The organism is Flavobacterium sp. SLB02 (assembly GCF_009664855.1).
Lineage (GTDB): Bacteria > Bacteroidota > Bacteroidia > Flavobacteriales > Flavobacteriaceae > Flavobacterium.
Genome location: NZ_CP045928.1, coordinates 5,015,598 through 5,033,591, shown reverse-complemented (window position 1 = coordinate 5,033,591; position 17,994 = coordinate 5,015,598). Strand labels below are relative to the sequence as shown.

Below are 17,994 nucleotides of genomic sequence, written 5' to 3'. Positions count from 1 at the left end.
CAAAGATGCAAAGTCGCAAAGAATTAAATAAAACTTTGCGACTGTGCGTCTTTACGAGATTTTATGTGGTATTTTGGATTCTTCTTAAATGGAAGAAAACAAGAAATTATTATTTTTGAAAAGAAACAGTACTTCCGGTTTCATTAACATCTATTGAAATGGTGCTTCCCATAATAAGCGCTCTGTTATCCTGAATGTGTCCTGCCGGGAAATTAAAGATTACCGGAATATTGTATTTTTTAGTCACATCGTCTACGATTTCAACCGCATTTTTGCCCCATGGGACTTCGTTGTCTTTCATTTTGGTCATTCCGCCAACGATGATTCCTTTTAGGTTTTCAATACAGCCATTACGTCTCAAATTTATCATCATTCGATCGATATGATATAAATATTCGTCAAGATCTTCAATAAATAAAATTTTATCCTTGCAGTCAATAGCCGATGGAGATCCTAATAAACTATATAAAATAGATAAATTGCCGCCTACCAATTCGCCGGTTGCTTTGCCAAAACGGTTCATTTTATCCGGAGCTACAGAATACGATAACGGCTCGCCAAACAAACTCGACTTCATCGAGCTGATTGCAGCCGGAGTAGCACGCGGAATAGTTACGGGCATTACACCATGAATAGATTTATAGCCCATGGTATTCAAATGATTGTGCAAAACCGTCACATCGCTAAACCCGATAACCCATTTTGGGTGTTGTTTGAATTTAGTAAAGTCCAATAGATCAATCATTCTCACGGTTCCATATCCGCCGCGAACACACCAGATTGCTTTAATATTAGGATTGTCTAATTGATGTTGGAAATCTGCAGCACGCTGCTCGTCAGTTCCGGCAAGTTGATTAAAATCAAGTCCAATTGTGGTTCCCACAGCGGCTTCTAATCCCCAGCTTTTTAATAAATCTATGGTAGGTTTTAAGTTATCGTCGATATTTTTTCTTGCAGTTGCTAAAATCGCTACAGTATCTCCTTTTTGTAAATAAGGTGGTGTTATCATGTTTTGTTGTGATTGACAAGTGAATGAATGCAAAGCAAAAATAAGAAATATGAATTTACAAAAAGGAAAGAGTTTCTTGAAGTGTTGGTTTTGGCTCATGTTCATTGTTTCTTTTGCTAATTCAGTATTAATGATAAACAAATATAGAGATTTTAAAAAATAAAAATATTAGAAAAATCTTACAAATAAATTAATTTGCTTAAATTGAACTTTTTAAAATAGTAAGTTCATGAAGATTATTAGATTTCAGGTATATTTTATTGCGCTGTTTTTTCTTTCGATTTCACATGCACAGTCAAAAAAGTATACCATTCATACCGTTGCGTTTTATAATTTCGAAAATCTTTTCGATACTATAAATGATCCAACAACACATGATGATGAATGGACTCCTGATGGAGCACAACATTGGACCAAGGAAAAATACGAGCAAAAATTAAAAAATCTTTCCCGTGTTTTATCAGAAATAGGAACTCCTGAAAATCCCAATGCGCCAACAATAATTGGAGGTTCTGAAATCGAAAATCGCGGCATTATCGAAGACTTAATCAAACAACCCAAATTACAGCATCTTGACTACAGAATCATTCATTTTGATTCTCCTGACAAACCAGGAATTGATGTGGCCTTACTCTAATCAAAAAAAAATATTTCAGACCCACTTCTTATTCTAATATTCCTTTATATATCTATAAAAATAATACAATTGCAAAAGAAGAAAAGAAAGAAGAACCAGATGATGAAATCGAAATAAAAACAGTCAATAACAATCGAATTTTTACAAGAGATCAGCTTTTAGTAACCGGTTTTCTCGAAGGCGAGGAAATACATATTATTGTCAATCACTGCCCATCGAGATCAGGTGGCGAAAAAAAGAGCAGTCCGTTCCGGGAATTGGCAGGAAGTTTAAATCGAAAAATTATCGATTCGCTCCAACAAATAAATCCCAATGCAAAAGTCATGACGATGGGCGATCTAAATGATGGTCCGTTTAACCGAAGTGTGAAAGTAGCTTTAGGAGCAAAAGCAAAAAAGAGCGAAGTTCCCGAATTTGGTACTTTTAATCCGTTTGAAGAAATGGTAAATAAAGGCATGGGAACGATAGCTTTTAGAGATTCCTGGGATATTTTCGACCAGATCATCATAACCGAATCCATTATAAAACCGGATTTTTCAACCTTCAAATATTGGAAAGCCGGTATTTTTAGTAAACCCTATCTCATTACAACCTCGGGGCAATACAAAGGATATCCGCTTCGGCATAGTTTAACTGAAGTTGGCTTTAGTGATCATTTCCCGGTTTATATTTATCTGATCAAGGAGATGAAATAGTTTTCAGTCACGGTTACTGAAAACTGCGACTGCGACTGGAAACTTTTCATTAACTTAGCTTCATAGAAACTCAGTACCACTAAAAATGTCAATAGCAAAACCCTTCAACCTAACCAAATGGATTGACGAAAACCGTCATTTACTTAAACCGCCTGTAGCCAATAAAAATCTTTATGTAGATTCAGGCGATTATATTGTCATGATTGTAGCGGGTCCAAATGCCCGTAAAGATTACCATTATAACGAAACCGAAGAGCTTTTTTATCAACTCGAAGGTAGTATAAAAGTGGTTATTCAGGAAGATGGCGAGCGTAAGGAAATGGAATTGAATGCCGGAGATATGTACCTTCATCCAGCAAAAATCCCTCATTCTCCAGTTCGTTCAGAAGGTTCTATAGGCTTAGTAATCGAGCGCAAGCGTGCTGGAAAAGGATATACTGACGGATTGCTTTGGCATTGCGACAATTGCAATCACAAACTCTACGAAGTGCTTTTTGAACTCCATAATATCGAGAAAGATTTCCTGCCACATTTCGAGCATTTCTATAATTCAGAAGAATTGAGAACCTGCGACAATTGCGGAACTGTAATGGAATCTGATCCGAGATTTGTCGCGAAGAAGTAGTTAATTAGAAATGATTTTCCAAACTTTCGCACAAATTCTCTTGTGTGGTTTTCGAATATAAAAGGTATATGGGCGGGAATTACAAATTTTGTCCACTTTTTTTAATTCCCCAAAGAAGTTTAAAGTGCTTCACTATAATAGCATTAAAATTTTGTCAATTAATTTAAGAAAATGAAAAGCCATTTTAAAATCATACCTGTTCTAATTTTACTCATTATTGGGTGTAAAAGAAAAGTAATAGAATTTGAACAGCCTAAAATATTAAAAGCAAAATGCAAATTTGATTTAACTATAATGGATTTTAATGAAGATGCAAAACAACTGACATCAAAAATATTTGATACAACAGCAACAGAGTCTTATTCATGTACAGATGAAAAAATGTATGATAGAAAAACTGGAAGTGTTTTGCCAACTGGCGTAAAAAGATGTGGTTATAAGACTATAGAGAAACAAGATAGCGTAGCACATTTTGATGAGTTGTTTTTCCATAGGATTTATATTGAAATAGACGAAAAGAAAAAGATTAAAGCAGTCGTAGGTTATGCAAAATTTAGACAAGAGAAAGAACTTCAAAGACTTATGAAGTCATTTTATGACAAGTACAAAACTACAGTTGATGGTGTAGAAGAATTAGGTTCCGATTACTATACAGGGCAAGATGTAAATTTATGAATGGGGTTTATATGATAGATTTATTCAAGTTCATATAGAAAATGGAAGAGAAATTGAAATCAGTACAAATGCAAAGGATAATTTTAATATTGAATACTTCTATGTTGAATTTTTAATGGTTCCGAGAGAAGAATATCAGCGAATGAAATTTCTAAATTTCAACGAAATAGTTAAAAATAAAAGAATAATGACAGTTGTAAAATCTTATTTTAATTTTGAGTCTATTGATCCATTAAGTGGAAGAAATTCTTCTCAGACATTGGATATATTACAAAATAATACTTCTAAATAAAACTTAATAAGCTAGCTTTGACTTGTCAAATCATCAAAGTCTCTGTTTACAATTATGTGATGCTTGATATGTTTTTAGAAATATTGGATAGTATAAAACATATACGAAAGTATTGACTACGATCGAATTTCATGTTGTAACGGGAATTTTTTACAACTCAAACTTTTTCCCTTGTTCAGGATAAATAATCTTAAACCCTAAGTCATTTTGCTTTTGCAATTGTTCTTTAAGTTTGATGATGTTTTTGGTTGGCGGTTTCAAATGTGTAACAATAATATTGAAACCTTTTAAAGTTCCTTTTCCTGACAAATTTTCTAAAGTATGAAGCTCTTTCATCAAATAATTTGGCGTTAAATGCCCGAACAAGAATTGATCCGGTTGCTCATTGGGGAACGAAACTTCAATAAAAATTCCTTTCAATTGTTTGCTTTTTACAAGAGGAGCAATCGCTGTCCAAAGTGATTTAAGTTTATCGCTTTTTTCTACAGCATCTGGTCCCGTATCTCCTAGATAAAGCACATAAGATGCTCCATTTCTAACAAGGAAAGCAGTACTTTCAAACGGATTCACATGACTTAACGGAAATGCTTTTACCGTCATAGTTGTATTGGTAATTGGAGTTTCTTCTCCTATATTCAGAGTCTGAAAATGATATTTTTTCAATGGAGTTCCGGGACCTTTATCACCAAAATTGGCCCAGGTTTCATCATTAAAATAATGATTCTCCATCATCTCCATACATTTTTCAGTGGCATAAACTGTTTTCGAAGAATCGGCAGGAGAGTTAATAATCAATCCCGAAAGGTGATCTAAATGTGCGTGCGAAATAAAATATCCTTTAATATACTTACGTAAAACCTCGCTTGTCGAAACTTTAAAAACGTTGTTTTCAATTGCTTTTTCGATTCCCGCATTTATAGTTCCCGCATCCAAAGCAATAAAATCATTCGTATTTGTTGGAGCCACTAAATAAGCCGAAAGATTTTTTTCGTCGATACCACCTTTTATTCCTAACGGAACAACCTGAAAAGCAGATTTTTGTTCTTTTTGAGAAAATGCATTTACAGAAATTAAAACGAAACAAATCAAAAGGCGATTGAAAACAGACATATTTAAATAATTTTGTTCCTGCAAAGTTCCTGAATTAAGGCGAATAAATTGTAGAATATTTCTCTAATTGAGTTTTATTAATCCTAAATTTACTTGATTTTAACAACTTGCTTCGGTTGAAATTCAACTCGAAATAATATCTTTACATAAAAATATAACAATTTTAACTAAAAAAGTTACAATGACAACAATAGTATCGCAATTTGGAATGAATGAGGCTCTGGAAAAATTGGGCATCAAACTGATCAATGAAGGAACATCAACAGGAGTACAAAACTTTTCTTCGGGAGAAATTCTGGATAGTTTTTCACCGGTAGATGGTAAACTAATTGCTTCAGTAAAAATGTCGACACCTGAGGATTACGAAAAAGTAATGCAGGCAGCAACAGAAGCTTTTAAAACTTTCCGTTTGATTCCTGCGCCACAACGTGGAGAAATTGTTCGTCAGTTTGGGCAAAAGTTACGTGAAAATAAAGAGGCTCTAGGTAAATTGGTTTCTTACGAAATGGGAAAATCATTACAGGAAGGATATGGGGAAGTGCAGGAAATGATTGATATCTGCGATTTTGCAGTGGGATTATCTCGTCAGCTTCACGGATTAACGATGCATTCTGAAAGACCTGGACATCGTATGTACGAGCAATATCATTCATTAGGAGTTGTCGGGATTATTTCGGCATTCAACTTTCCGGTTGCAGTTTGGTCCTGGAATACGGCGCTTGCATGGATTTCTGGCGATGTTTGTGTTTGGAAGCCTTCTGAAAAAACACCACTTTGCGGAATTGCCTGTCAAAACATCATCGCACAAGTTATTAAAGAAAACAATTTGCCGGAAGGAATTTCTTGTTTGATTAATGGCGATTATAAAATAGGAGAATTAATGACGGCTGATACCCGTATTCCGTTAGTTTCTGCTACTGGTTCTACCAGAATGGGAAAAATCGTTGCACAAGCTGTTGCGGGACGTTTAGGGAAATCATTATTAGAACTTGGAGGAAATAATGCGATCATTGTTACTCCTGATGCCGATATCAAAATGACCGTTATTGGTGCTGTTTTTGGTGCGGTAGGAACTGCCGGACAACGTTGTACATCTACACGCCGACTGATCATTCACGAAAGTATTTATGATAAAGTAAAAGACGCTTTGGTAGCAGCGTATAAACAATTGCGAATAGGAAATCCGCTTGACGAAAACAATCACGTTGGACCACTAATTGATACTCATGCTGTTGAAATGTATGCTGTCGCTTTGAACAAAGTTGTAGCCGAAGGCGGAAAAATTTTGGTGGAAGGCGGAGTACTTTCCGGTGAAGGTTATGAAAGCGGCTGTTATGTAAAACCTGCAATTGCCGAAGCTCAAAATTCTTACGCTATTGTACAGCATGAAACATTTGCTCCGGTTTTATATTTAATTAAATATTCAGGTGACGTTGATAATGCTATCGAAATTCAAAATGGAGTGGGGCAAGGGTTATCATCGGCAATTATGACGAATAATTTACGTGAAGCCGAAAGATTTTTATCAGTAGTAGGTTCAGATTGCGGAATTGCAAACGTAAACATCGGAACTTCAGGAGCTGAAATTGGTGGTGCTTTTGGTGGTGAAAAAGAAACCGGAGGCGGACGTGAATCAGGATCTGATGCCTGGAAAATTTATATGCGCCGTCAGACCAATACAATCAATTATACAACAAGTTTACCTTTGGCACAAGGAATCAAATTTGATTTGTAGAATTTGATTGTAAGAATATTATATAAAAAAGGCTTCCAATATTTTTGGAAGCCTTTTGCTTGTGCGCCCAGCATGGGTGATAACTCTAGGGTGTAAGCCCCGAACACGCCTTTACAGTGGGAAGTGTTAGCTGAATGCAAGGGTGTTCATCTCGAGGTGGAATCTGAAGGAAGCAGTAGGCAAACTCTTGGCCTGACGGAGAGAAACTATATACAAGGCCAGAAATGTTGGATAAAGTTGCAAGCCAAACTGAAGTCCCAAACTGTACGGAAGCATGATGGTAAATATAGCAGGCAGATGAGAGGAAAGTTATCGTTCTTACCTGGGGAGATCTTATAGACATAGGGAAGTTTTTTTTACAGCACTATGGATTAACAATTGCTATAAGAAGTCAGCAGAGGTCATAGTAGGTGCTGGAAATGAGTACTGAAGGACTGAACTTAATTAAGTGAGTAGTAAATGAATGTTACCTATGAAGGAACGAATGCAGAAAATATCAAATCATTTTGATAACTACCTTGGGAAGGATAGGACGGAATCCGAGAGCTACCAAGGAGTGCAGACCTTTATTTGGATAACTGAAAACAACCTCATGGAAGTACATTTAGTTCAGGGAAGCTACTAGAGCTAATCGTAAGCCCTTCCAATATGAATCTGGCTTATAAAAGAGTCAGATCCAATAAAGGAAGCTTTGGAATAGACAAGTTGTCCACTGAGATTTTATTAGAATGGCTCTTAGAACATAAAGAGTCATTGATCAAATCGCTAGAAAACGGGAAATACAAACCTAAGGCCGTTCGAAGAGTTGAGATACCCAAAGAGGGAGGTAGAACAAGGTCACTTAGTATCCCTAGTGTTGTAGACCGCCTAGTGCAACAAAGTATTGCCCAAATCCTAACCCCTATTTACGAGCAAGAGTTCTACTCAAGTAGTCATGGCTTTAGGCCTAAAAGAGGGCGCCATACTGCTTTGAAAGAAGTAGAAAGTCATCTTAATGCTGGTTATTGCTGTGTAGTGGATTTAGACTTAGAGAAGTTCTTTGATACTGTGAGTCACAGTAGGCTCATAGAACTACTATCAAAGAAAGTCAAAGACCCACGAGTGATATCCCTTATCCATAAGTATGTAAGGTCTGGTATTGTTGTGGGGAACAAATTCGAAGAAAGTGTACTAGGAGTTCCTCAAGGCGGTCCTCTAAATCCATTGTTGAGTAATATAATGCTCCACGAACTGGACAAGGAACTCGCCAGACGCGGACACCGCTTTGCACGTTATGCGGATGATTGTTTAATCTTCTGTAAAAGTAATAGAGCTTGTCTTCGTGTCAAGGAAAGTATAACTGCGTTTATTGAAAACGTATTATACTTAAGGGTAAACAAGGAGAAAACTACGGTTGGGTATATAAAAGGAAAGAAATTCCGTGGATATAGCTTCTATAACAAAAGTAAAGGGAAATGGGGGCTATGTGTACATCCAAAGAGTTACAGTAAACTCAAAGACAGGTTAAAGGAAATTACTAACCGCAGTAATGGTATGGGGTATCAAAAGATCAAAGAACTCTTACGATATTACTTGCAGGGTTGGGTATCCTATTTTAAACTAGCCGATATGTCAGGCAGGATTAAACGTATAGACGAATGGCTTCGATTTAGAATACGAATATTAATATGGAAAAGCTGGAAGAAGATAAGTACTAAATACAACAATCTGAAAAAGATTGGAGTTAAAGACAACCAAGCCTACCAGTGGTCTAATACCCGAAAGGGGTATTGTCGAACTGCGCTTAGTCCAATCCTGCAAATAGCCTTAGACACACAAACTCTAAGAAAAGCCGGATATACATTGATGACTGACACCTACCTAAAATGTATCGTAAATTAAGAACCGCCTTGGTACGGATCTGTATGCCGGGTGGTGTGGAAGGTCACCTAGGGAATTAATCCCTAGGTTCCTATCCGATTTTAGGTTAGAGGTTATTTCTTTAAAACTGTGTAATTAAATGAACCATCTGTAGTATTTATTTTCACTAAGTAAGTTCCCGGAACCAGATGATTAACATCTATATTTTCCAGATTTTTATCGGCGGTTTTTACTAACATGCCTGAAATATTATAGATCAAAACTTTTTCTATATTTTGTGTAGCAATCGAGATCGATAATGTATTAGTAACAGGATTAGGATATAATACCGGTTTTGCAATTTCTACTGTTTGTGTTGCTTCAAAATTTGCTGTTCGTAAAGTACTTCCCGAATATTCAGTGCTTATATAGAATAAGTTAGCCACAGATCCTTTTGAGATGGTGTGTGAACCCGAAGCAATTGAAGCCGTAACTATTCCTGCAGAAGCAGTATAAGAAACATTATCTATTTTAACTGTTCCTGTAAAGTTCGAATCAAAAACCAAAGTTAATGTCGAAGCGCTTGTTGTGGAGTAAGTAATCGTCGTACTTGATTCGATTTTTAAACGTTCAGTCAAAGTCAATCCGTTATAGGTTACAGACCCGGGTGTAGAATTCATGTTTCCGGTAATAGTGTAGAACGAACTTGTTTTTCCAGAAGTGGTAAAATTGTGAATTTGATTATTACCCGGATTGTTTGTTGTTACCGTGATTGTTCCTGATCCTGTAGCGGGTGTTCCTGTTCCGATTGTAGCAATGGAATATGAAACTGTAGCTGTTGGAGTTCCGGAAATAGTGATCGTTTTTGCCGAAGTATTTTTTACAAAAGTAATTCCCGATGCTGGTAATCCTGTTACTGTTGCGTCTGTTGCATTGCCTCCCCAGGTAAAGACAATCGAAGCAATGGCTGTTCCGCTTGCTACAGTTTGGTTGTTATTAGCTGTAGAAGTAAGAGTTTGACCATTTGCTGCCGAAACAGTAATTGTGCCTGATCCAGTAGCAGCTGTTCCTGTTCCTATTGTAGCAATAGAATAAGATAACGTGGCTGTAGGAGTTCCTGTAATAGTAATAGTTTTAGCGGTTATGTTTTTTACAAAACTAATTCCCGATGCCGGTAATCCCGTTAATGTTGCATCTGTCGCGCTTCCTCCCCAGGTAAAAACAATAGAACTTATAGCTGTTCCGCTTGTTACGGTTTGATTATTGTTTGTTGTCGAAGTAAGGGTTTGAGGGTTCGCGGGCGGAGTTCCTTCGCCTTGCACAGCTACTAATGGTCCCGTATAATTGGTAAGTGCAGATTTTAATGCTGTAATTACCAGAGACGATTTGTCGTCTACACTATTATCAAATGTCCATTTTAGATCTCCTCCGGAAACTCTTCCGGCATATTGTGTTGTTTTTGATTTTGCAACTGCAGGTTGATCTATTACTAAGTTTTTTACATAAAAAGCTGCGTTGGTATCAAAGTTATTATAAGTATTTGCTCCAGATTTAGACTTTACGTTGCTGCTTACAATTTCACCTCTTGTTGTTGCTACATAAGCATCGAAGTCTGTGGTAGAGCTTGTTTTTCCTGAAATGTTGTATAAAGGATTTGTATCGCCATAAGCTACAAACCGCATATTATTTGTAGCAATATCTGCGTCGAAAGTATTGTTGAATGCTTTGATTGAACCTCCCGCTTCGCCTGAAAATGTTCCCATAGTTCCGGCATTATTTACCTGATTGGCTTCGTCCCAGATATCACTTCCCTGTAAAGAGGTCAACATTGGGTATTTGCTATTTCTATAATAATTTCCTTCAACAAATAAAGAAGAACCTAAAGTAGAGCCTGATCCGTATTTTGAAACTCCATCAAAATAATTATTATAAATGTGCGCCGAATAATAACGAACGCGTGGATGACGTGAATCAGAGTGGTCAAACCAGTTATGATGATAGGTAATATACAAACCGCTTGTAGTACCTTCACTTAATCCTAAAAGACTTGCTTTACCGCTATCCCAAAAGTGATTGTAAGCCAGTGTAATATAAGTCGAAGTTTTATTGTCTAATGCCCCGTCTCCTTTTATCTGATCAGCATCGCTGCCCGCATTTCCGTAAAATAAATCGCAATTATGAACCCAAACGTGATCATTATCTTGCTGCATTCCAATATTATCGCCGGCAGTACTATTGCAATTCATAACACCTATATTGCTAATTTCAATATTAGAGGCAGATTTAAGACGAACTCCCCAACCATTTGCAACAGCATCTGTTCCGACCCCTTCGAGAGTAAGATAGCTGGAAGCGTTGTTTGAGTTTTCAATTACAACATCTCCGCCTTCCATCACGGTCATATCAGTGATATTTCCGATCAATCGAATAATAAACGGACGTGTATCCTTTCCTTTTTTAATCGCGTATAAAATATTTTGTAAGCCCACACACGGATTAGAACTTGCACCGGTGATGTCCATAGATATCGTATTTTTAGTATTTTGAGTAATGTAAAGAATTACCGCACCGGCTTTTGGAGTTCCATCAGCATTGTAACCGCCCGGAACGCGTCCTCCGTCAAATGCAAAACCATTACGGTCATGTGCTAAAACAGTTAGATTACTTGTTGTTGAACCTGTTCCTTCAGTTCCTGCTATTACCGGTTTTACTTTTACAGTATACGTTCCGGCTTTTAGACCTGGAATATCAGCGCGAAAATACGAACCATAACTTCTAATAAGCTGGTCGTCTATTTTTTTGTCGACTAAACCATTTCCGGTGTAGTAAACATTATACGTTTGGGCATTACTTACAGGTTGCCATTTTATAAAAACAGATTCTAACCAGCCAGAAGCTTCGTTAATCTGAACTTGTTGCGCCCATGTTTGAATACTGACAAGAAAGAGCGTCAGGATAAGTAGGTTTTTTTTCATAATCGTGGTTTTTTTGTTAATAAAGTTTTTGTGGTTTTTTGGGTATCGAAACTATTTTAATAATTGTAATCGATTACACAAAAGTATATTTATTTTTTTAAATGTGTAATTAATTAGCTATAAAAAAACATAAAACATAAAAATATTTGCTTTTAATAATTATTATGTAATAAATTACACTAAATGCAATTTATTACATAATTGTAAAATAGCTTGTCAGGGAGTGTTTTTATTGAATTTTGTAAATCTATACAAAGACAGAATACAACAAAATCGCATAAAAATATTGTATCTAATTTTATTTGGATAGGATACATATTAAACAAGTAAAAAGCTACAATTTAAAATAAAGCTTTCATGTTTTTGACTTAAAATTGGCTTTTAAATCAAAAAATGATGAAGATATTTGATACAAAAAAATGATGCAATTATTTATTTTGAAAAGTCTAAAAAGCAGATTTTTTAATTTTTGTAATAGATGAATTACAGGCTATTGATCCAATTGAAAAATTGAAGTAAAAAGTAAAATTATTACATAATTGAAACCAACAGTTACTTGCCAAAAGGAATAGAAAACGATCTATAAAATTTAGGAGGATGGAAATATTAGATCATAAAAAAAAGCCTTTTTGAGAAATCAAAAAGGCTTTGTATTTATGGTATAGAAAGAATTAATCTTTACTTGATAATTTCGATAATAATCTTAAGAATTCGATGTATAACCAAACTAAAGTGATCATTAATCCCATAGCGCCATACCATTCCATGAATTTTGGCATTCTTTCCTGAACACCTTTGTCAATTTGATCAAAGTCTAAGAATAAGTTCAGAGCAGCGATAATAATAACAAAAACGCTAATTCCAATACTCATCATTCCGTTTCCGTAATGAACAGGAGTGAAGTTGAAAATCAATGAAGCTATCCATGAAATCAAATAATAAGTCGCAATTGCTAAAGTAGCAGCAATAACTACTGACTTAAATTGCTCCGTAACTTTTACAATTTTAAATTTATATAAACCTAAGCAAACTAAAAAGGTGACTAATGTAGCGCTAACCGCATTAATTACAATTCCCGGATATTTAGCTTCAAAAATCGCAGAAATTCCTCCAATAAATAGACCTTCAAATAGGGCATAACCCGGAGCCAAATATGGAGAAAGGTGAGGTTTGAATACTGAAACTAAAACCAAAATAAAACCTATTATTGCTCCGCCAATTGCAGGTAATAATGCATTCATTCCGTTAAATGCCATCCACCATGTTACCATTGCAGATCCGCATAATATTAAAAATAAAATAGCTGTTTTATTGATAGTACCTGACAAAGTCATTTCCTGATTGTAATCAATAATTTGAGCTTGGTGTACTTCTTCAGCTTTTGAAACAGCATTTGATGAAAAACGCTTGTTGCTTAAAAATGGGTTTTTTGAGTTGAAGTTCATATTTCTAATACATTTAAATGAACCCAAATATATGGAGTTTTTTTGAAGCTCGTATTGTTTAAGTTAAATTTTTAACATGAATTTCTCTTCTGAAATAGAATGTCCCTGAAATAAAAAATCCATTCGTGAAAACGAATGGATTTCTTTATATTTTGATTGAATTTTTAGTTCAATAAATCTAAAACTAATGATGGAAACAAACCTAAAACAATATTTAAAGTAATCGAAATTACAGCAACTGCATAAATAAGGAAAGGTTTTCCGGTACGTTCCTGGTTTGGCTCTTTAGAATACATAGCTAATATTAATTTGAAATAATACCCAACACTAATAATAGAGTTGATAACAGCAACGATTACTAAAGCAATATATCCAGCCTCGATAGTTTGATTGAATAAAAATAATTTAGCAAAAAATCCAGAGAAAATAGGAATACCGGCCATAGATAACAATGAACCTGTAAGTATTGCCGCTAACAATGGATTTGTTTTTCCTAAACCATGAAAATTCGTAATATCTTCATTGTCCTGATTTTTGCAAACATATAAGATTACGCTAAAAGCAGCAATTCCGGCCAATGCATAAGCAGCAGTATAATATAATAAAACACCTGCTGATGTTGCAACCGTTAATAAAGTCATCAACATAAAACCTGCATGAGAAATTCCTGAGAATGCCAGCATACGTTTTACATTTACCTGACGTAATGCCATTATATTACCAACAGTCATAGAAGCAATTGAAATGATCACTACGATAGTTTCAAATGTTCCTAAAAGATCCTGATTGTCTAAAGACGGAACAAAATTCAATGCCGAAACCAATTTATAAAGAGTTGCAATCGCCACAACTTTAGCCAAAGTACTCATTAAAGCAGTAGTTAAAGCAGGAGATCCTTCGTAAACATCCGGAGCCCAGAAATGAAAAGGAACTGCAGCAACTTTAAACAACATACCAATAATCATTAAGATCATACCAATTGGAAACCAGATTGGCAATTCGGCAGATAAAGAGCTTTCATGAATTTCTGCAACATCAAAACTTCCCATTGCTCCGTAAATCAAACAGATTCCGAATAAGATAATTCCTGATGCAAAAGATCCCATCAAAAAGTATTTCATACCTGCTTCGTTACTTTTTAGATTTAATCTTTCGCTTGCTGCCAATACATAAAGCGCTATGGATAAAATTTCGATTCCTAAGAAAAACATCGCTAAGTTTCCAAAAGAAACCATAGCAACTCCTCCAGCCAATAAAAAGATTTTGATAGCCACAAAATCAGAGATTTTTGTTGGATGATTTTCGTAAAAATTATGACTTAATGCTACTAAGAAAATAGTTAGAATAATAAACAATGATGAAAACGTGGTAGAGAACTTACTCACCGTAATCATATTATTATAGTAACTTGCTGTTGATCCAAATTCGTAATAGTTAAGGGCCAAAACGCCCAACAAACCAATAATGGTAATAGGAACGATGGCCTTTCTTAAATTAAGAATTTCAAACAATAGGCAGAAAATACCCAATCCTGTTATAGCTATTAATGTATTCATTTTTGTTTTTTTGATTTAGGAAATCTCAAACTAATGATGCCCTAATTTATTTTTATTTAAAATATTAATTTTTATTGATAACGTTTAGAATCGTTTCTAAACTAGGTGTAATCAAGTCTGTAATTGGTTTTGGATAAAATCCGAATAATATTAAAACCGCAATAATTACTACAAATGAAATTCCTTCATTAACAGAAACATCTGCAAAAGTTTTAGTATTGGTTTCACCTAACATTACATTTTGAAACATTTTAAGCATATAATAAGCTCCTAAAATAATAGTGGTTCCGCCTAAAACAGCAAACCAAATATTAATTTGAGAAAGACTATACAAAACAGTAAACTCTCCAACGAAATTAAAAGTACCTGGTAAAGCTACTGAAGCCAATACCAAAATTAAAAACATAGAAGTAAATTTTGGAGATTGAGTACGAATACCACCCAATTCATTAATTTCTCTGGTTTCGAATCTTCTAAAGATAACTTCGGCGGCAAAGAACAATCCTACTACAACAAAACCGTGAGCAATCATTTGTAGAACAGCTCCGCGTAAACCATCAATAGTTAAAGTGTACGTTCCTGCAGCAATTAATCCAACGTGTGCTAATGAAGAATAAGCCAATAATTTCTTTAAATCTCTTTGTCTTAAAGCTACGATTGATCCGTAAATAACACCAGCAATTCCTAAAGCGATGAAAATATTCATGTATTCTTTTGCAGCCAATGGTGCAATTGGCAATTGCCAACGAATAACACTGTATAATCCCATTTTTAGCATGATACCAGATAAAAGCATTGTTCCAACAGTTGGCGCTTTTTGGTACACATTTGCCTGCCATGTATGGAAAGGAATAATCGGGATTTTAATAGCATAAGCCAGGAAGAAAGCTAAGAATATCCAAAGTTGTTCACTAGCCGATAGATTTAATTTGTATAAATCTTCGATTAAGAAGCTTCCTGCTTTTTGATATAAATAGATAAAAGCAATTAACATGAACAATGAACCTGCAAGTGTGTAAATAAAGAATTTAACCACTGCTTTTCTGCGTTCTTCGGCATCACCGTTACCCCAAATAAGCGCAATAAAGTAAATAGGAATAAGTGCTAATTCCCAAAAGATATAATATAAAAGACCATCTGCTGCAAGGAAAGTTCCTGTCATAGCAAAAGCCATAAATAAGATTAAAGCGTAAAAACCTTTTGCATTTTTATATTCATTCCCAAAAGAAGAGAATATAATGATTGGTGTCAAAGCAACAGTCAATAATAACATTGCAATTCCTAATCCATCCGCATTTAGAGCAAATGAAATATTAGGTTTTGTAATCCAGGAGTTTATTAAACTGATATTTTCGCCTGCATAAAAATGATTTAGCAATACAATTGAACAACCTAAAGCCGCCAAACTAAAGAACAAAGCTACTTTAGATGCTAGTTTGTCGCCAGCAAAATAAGTGACAAATGCACCAATTAGAAGAATAATTAATATAAGAGAAACGTTCATAGTTGTAAAATTATTTAGCTAAAAATATATAGGAAACAATGGCGCAAAGACCCAAAACAAAGGCAAAAAGATATAATCCGATACTTCCGTTTTGTAATTTTTTACCCTGAAAAGCAAGTTCATTCGTTACTTTTCCTAATCCAAAAACAAGAGCAGATAAACCAGTCTCTATATAGTCTCTGAAAAATCTTGATAATCCGTTAATAGAGCGCACAAATATAGCGTCGTAAGCTTCGTCTACATAATATTTGTTGTATAAAACTTTGGTGAAACCTGTAATGTTTTCATCTGCTTCTGGAACATTATCTTGTTTGAAGTATTTCATGTAAGCAATCAAAATACCTAATAATCCGCCTAAAACAGCCACCCCCATTAAGGTATATTCTGTTGTGCCTAAATGATGTTCTTCTCCTGCCACTTTCGTGAAAAGCGGAGCCAAATATTCATTCAGCCAGCTATTTCCAGGCAAGCTGATAAGACCGCCAAAAGTAGCCAGAATTGCTAAAATGATTAAAGGGAAAGTAATCAATCCGTCACTTTCGTGTAAATGATGTTTTTGCTCTTCGGTTCCTCTAAAATCTTTAAAGAAAGTAAGGAACATCAATCTGAACATATAAAATGCTGTCATGATAGAAGCAATAGATCCAATAGCATAAAGCGCTTTACTATGTTCGAAAGCAGTCAATAAAATTTCATCTTTAGAGAAGAAACCTGAGAAAAATGGAACCCCTGAAATAGCTAATGATGAAATCAACATTGTCCAGAAAGTGATAGGCATTGCTTTACGCAAACCACCCATTTTACGCATATCCTGTTCTCCGTGTAAACCGTGAATAACAGATCCTGATCCTAAGAACAAACAAGCTTTAAAGAAAGCGTGCGTTATGACGTGAAAAACAGCTACTTCATAAGCACCAAATCCTAAGGCTAAAAACATTAAACCTAACTGAGAAACGGTAGAGTAAGCCAATACTTTTTTGATATCGGTCTGAACTAAACCAATTGTTGCAGCGACTAATGAAGTAATAGCTCCAATAACAGCAATAACGGTTTGAACATCCGGTGCTAAATCAAAAATAAAGTTTAATCTGGTGATCATAAAGATACCAGCTGTAACCATTGTTGCAGCGTGAATCAATGCAGAAACCGGAGTTGGTCCAGCCATCGCATCAGGTAACCAGGTATATAATGGAATTTGTGCCGATTTACCACAAGCTCCAATAAATAAACACAAAGCAGCTAATGAAAGCAAAGTAGTATCTAAGTTTGTTGCTCCGGCAATTGCAGTTTTTAAAGTTGCATAATCTAAAGTCGAGAACATCGAACCAAGAATGAACATTCCGATTAAAAGACCTAAATCTCCAATTCTGTTCATGATGAAAGCTTTTTTCGCAGCATCATTGTAATCCTGGTTTTTATGCCAAAATCCAATTAATAAGTACGAGCAAAGTCCAACACCTTCCCAACCAATAAATAGAACTAATAAGTTACTTCCAATTACAAGTGTAATCATGAAGAATACAAACAGATTCAAATATGCAAAAAACTTGTGCATATTCTCATCGTCGTGCATATAGCTGATAGAGTATAAGTGAATCAATGATCCAATACCGGTTACAAAAAGCAACCAAAGTAATGATAATTGATCTAATAAAAATCCAAGATTAATTTTTATGTTGCTAATTTCAATCCAGTCAAATAAAGTAACCTGAAGGGCTTGTTTGGTTTGGCTGATTTGATTGAAAAAGAAAAGTGTCACAGCAAAAGAAACTACTACAGTAGCAGTCCCAATGATTCCTGAAACTGTTTTCCCTAAGCTCTTGCCAAAGAAAACATTGATTAAAAATCCTAAAAAAGGAGATAAAACTAAAAGTAAAGCTAAATTGGTATCCATTTC

General features: G+C 35.1%; 11 protein-coding genes and 1 pseudogene. 5 read left to right on the top strand and 7 right to left on the bottom strand.

Annotated elements, in window-relative coordinates; genetic code table 11:
• Positions 1-109 precede the first annotated feature (109 nt).
• Positions 110-1,009, bottom strand: a complete 900-nt coding sequence (locus tag GIY83_RS18860; RefSeq protein WP_208682863.1) for an LD-carboxypeptidase — start codon at positions 1,007-1,009, stop codon at positions 110-112.
• Between the two features lie 229 nt (positions 1,010-1,238).
• Between GIY83_RS18860 and GIY83_RS18855 the strand changes: the two are divergent.
• From GIY83_RS18855 to GIY83_RS18845, 3 genes and pseudogenes are all read left to right on the top strand, one after another.
• Positions 1,239-2,341: pseudogene (locus GIY83_RS18855) on the top strand (endonuclease/exonuclease/phosphatase family protein).
• Positions 2,342-2,426: 85 nt separating this feature from the next.
• Complete coding sequence (locus GIY83_RS18850; RefSeq protein ID WP_194615165.1) at positions 2,427-2,966, top strand: 3-hydroxyanthranilate 3,4-dioxygenase; 540 nt, start codon at positions 2,427-2,429, stop codon at positions 2,964-2,966.
• Positions 2,967-3,137: 171 nt separating this feature from the next.
• On the top strand, positions 3,138-3,641 hold the full coding sequence (locus tag GIY83_RS18845; protein ID WP_208682861.1) for a hypothetical protein: 504 nt from the start codon (positions 3,138-3,140) through the stop codon (positions 3,639-3,641).
• A 442-nt stretch (positions 3,642-4,083) separates the two neighbouring features.
• Here GIY83_RS18845 and GIY83_RS18840 read toward each other — a convergent pair whose 3' ends face one another.
• Complete coding sequence (locus GIY83_RS18840) at positions 4,084-5,043, bottom strand: MBL fold metallo-hydrolase (protein WP_208682859.1); 960 nt, start codon at positions 5,041-5,043, stop codon at positions 4,084-4,086.
• A gap of 181 nt (positions 5,044-5,224) precedes the next feature.
• Here GIY83_RS18840 and GIY83_RS18835 point away from each other — a divergent pair, with 181 nt between their 5' ends.
• Positions 5,225-6,778 (top strand): aldehyde dehydrogenase family protein, encoded by a 1,554-nt coding sequence (locus GIY83_RS18835; protein WP_208682857.1) that lies wholly within the window; start codon positions 5,225-5,227, stop codon positions 6,776-6,778.
• Between the two features lie 648 nt (positions 6,779-7,426).
• Positions 7,427-8,659, top strand: a complete 1,233-nt coding sequence (gene ltrA, locus GIY83_RS18830) for a group II intron reverse transcriptase/maturase (RefSeq protein ID WP_229029134.1) — start codon at positions 7,427-7,429, stop codon at positions 8,657-8,659.
• A gap of 92 nt (positions 8,660-8,751) precedes the next feature.
• On the opposite strand, the gene GIY83_RS18825 is transcribed toward ltrA, so the two are convergent.
• The 5 genes from GIY83_RS18825 to nuoL form a co-directional block, all read right to left on the bottom strand.
• Positions 8,752-11,592, bottom strand: coding sequence for a T9SS type A sorting domain-containing protein (locus GIY83_RS18825; RefSeq protein ID WP_208682855.1), 2,841 nt, complete (start codon positions 11,590-11,592; stop codon positions 8,752-8,754).
• 671 nt (positions 11,593-12,263) lie between these two features.
• Positions 12,264-13,037 (bottom strand): Bax inhibitor-1/YccA family protein, encoded by a 774-nt coding sequence (locus GIY83_RS18820; RefSeq protein WP_208682853.1) that lies wholly within the window; start codon positions 13,035-13,037, stop codon positions 12,264-12,266.
• Between the two features lie 164 nt (positions 13,038-13,201).
• Complete coding sequence (locus GIY83_RS18815) at positions 13,202-14,593, bottom strand: NADH-quinone oxidoreductase subunit N (protein ID WP_194615170.1); 1,392 nt, start codon at positions 14,591-14,593, stop codon at positions 13,202-13,204.
• A 64-nt stretch (positions 14,594-14,657) separates the two neighbouring features.
• Positions 14,658-16,097 (bottom strand): NuoM family protein, encoded by a 1,440-nt coding sequence (locus tag GIY83_RS18810; protein ID WP_194615171.1) that lies wholly within the window; start codon positions 16,095-16,097, stop codon positions 14,658-14,660.
• 10 nt (positions 16,098-16,107) lie between these two features.
• Complete coding sequence (gene nuoL, locus GIY83_RS18805; RefSeq protein ID WP_194615172.1) at positions 16,108-17,991, bottom strand: NADH-quinone oxidoreductase subunit L; 1,884 nt, start codon at positions 17,989-17,991, stop codon at positions 16,108-16,110.
• Between the last annotated feature and the right edge of the window lie 3 nt (positions 17,992-17,994).